Annotated in this window: 4 protein-coding genes; 2 read left to right on the forward strand and 2 right to left on the reverse strand. The window is 21.6% G+C overall.

Annotated elements, in window-relative coordinates; all coding sequences use genetic code 11:
* Positions 1–210 (reverse strand): hypothetical protein (locus AJ930_RS05450; protein ID WP_070274974.1); only part of this gene is annotated, 210 nt, incomplete at its 3' end.
* Positions 211–438: 228 nt separating this feature from the next.
* On the opposite strand from AJ930_RS05450, the gene AJ930_RS05455 reads away from it, so the two are divergent.
* Both AJ930_RS05455 and AJ930_RS05460 read left to right on the forward strand, forming a co-directional pair.
* Positions 439–669: a hypothetical protein gene (locus AJ930_RS05455; protein WP_044779695.1), complete on the forward strand. Its 231-nt coding sequence runs from the start codon at positions 439–441 to the stop codon at positions 667–669.
* Positions 670–681: 12 nt separating this feature from the next.
* Positions 682–876, forward strand: a complete 195-nt coding sequence (locus AJ930_RS05460) for a polymerase (protein ID WP_237925297.1) — start codon at positions 682–684, stop codon at positions 874–876.
* Between the two features lie 344 nt (positions 877–1,220).
* Here AJ930_RS05460 and AJ930_RS10335 read toward each other — a convergent pair whose 3' ends face one another.
* Positions 1,221–1,364: a hypothetical protein gene (locus AJ930_RS10335; protein ID WP_002782730.1), complete on the reverse strand. Its 144-nt coding sequence runs from the start codon at positions 1,362–1,364 to the stop codon at positions 1,221–1,223.
* Between the last annotated feature and the right edge of the window lie 189 nt (positions 1,365–1,553).

Consider the following 1,553-nt stretch of genomic DNA (forward strand, 5'->3'; position numbering starts at 1 on the left):
ATAATTAAGAAAATTGACTAAAAAAGTCGTTTTTATATCGTTTATTTGCATTTCATCTTGATAATCTAAAGAATATTCTACAAATTCTAGTAAAATACGCCTATAAAGTAAAAAAGTATTATTTGAATAGGATAATGCTTGAATATGTTTCAAATAAGCTTCTATCCAACGCTCTAAATCTTCGCTTATTGTAGTATTTTTAAGTTTCATTTTATTTATATCCTTTTTTTATAACATAATAATATATTATGTTATATTTATTTGCTTGTGTTAATACCAAAATATATATTTTAATAGGCTTATTTTGAAATAAGATTATGTTATATATTTTAAATTATACCATAAAAATATTTATATTTTTGCATTATTTGTCTATTTATACAATTTTTTATTAATATTATGGTATAATTTATATATTTTAACAAATAAAGGATAAAAATGGAAAAAAATACAATAAATAATGAAAATATTCAAAAAAATGAAATATTAATTCCAAAAAGAGTATTATTTGATGAAAAAACATTAAAAATGATAGAAATGATGATTCCTACTTACAAAGATGAAATTTCTAATGCAAATAAAGAAAATGAGAAAATTAATCAAATGATTAAGCTTGCTATAGAAAAAATGTTTAAAAATGATTTTTTGAATAAAATAAATAATTTTTAATTAGGTTTTTTTATGAATAATGTTTTGTTGCACAGAATAACTGAGAAAGGAAACATTCGCTATTATAGCATAGAAATTATTGCCACTCTATTTGAGGAATATATGGTTGAGAGAGTTTACGGAAATGTGCGTTTTAAAAGTTGTACAGGAAGAAAAAATAATGTATTTCCAAGTTTTAATGAGGCACAAATTTTTTTGAGAGGTTAAAGAAACAAAAAATGAAAAAAGGGTATGCGTAAGTTTTTGCTCAAAAAACAAGAAAAAACATTGATAAAATAGGCTTTTGAGATAAGCTTTTAGCTAAACTCTCAAAAACAGGTAAAAAATCCTTATCAAATCCGCTAATTTCAATTTTTATAGCCATTTATATCCTTTCTTATATAATTTTTATTTTTATTATACCATAAAGGGTTTTGTTGTAAAATTGGAAAAAACTTTTTTTATATATAAAATTACATAAATAAGACAATCAAAATACAATATAAAAGATTAAAGAATAGTAAAAACGGTTTTTTAAAAAAACTAATATAAATATATGGCTAATTATATAATTAATCCTCCTCTAAGCCATCATTAATTCCTGCTTCTGCAAGTTCAAGCTGTTCTTTTTGATACACTTTATCATCTTTGGCATCTTTAAAACCTTTTAATAATAAAGTTTTCATTTGCTCTATATATTCTTGATCTTTACACATATTAATCCTTTTTATTTATCAGGTTTAAAACCACTATCTAAAATTATTTTTGTCATTGCACCTTTAAGTTTATCAAAACGATTTAAAGCTTGCATATTACTAACTCTAAGCAATCTTATTTTATCATCTTTTTTATAAAACACTTTAAAAACTTCATCACTTTGTTTGTGTTTTACCATATCATCTAAA

The sequence above is a fragment of the Campylobacter sp. BCW_6871 genome (genome assembly GCF_001762325.1).
In the GTDB taxonomy this organism is placed as follows: domain Bacteria; phylum Campylobacterota; class Campylobacteria; order Campylobacterales; family Campylobacteraceae; genus Campylobacter_D; species Campylobacter_D jejuni.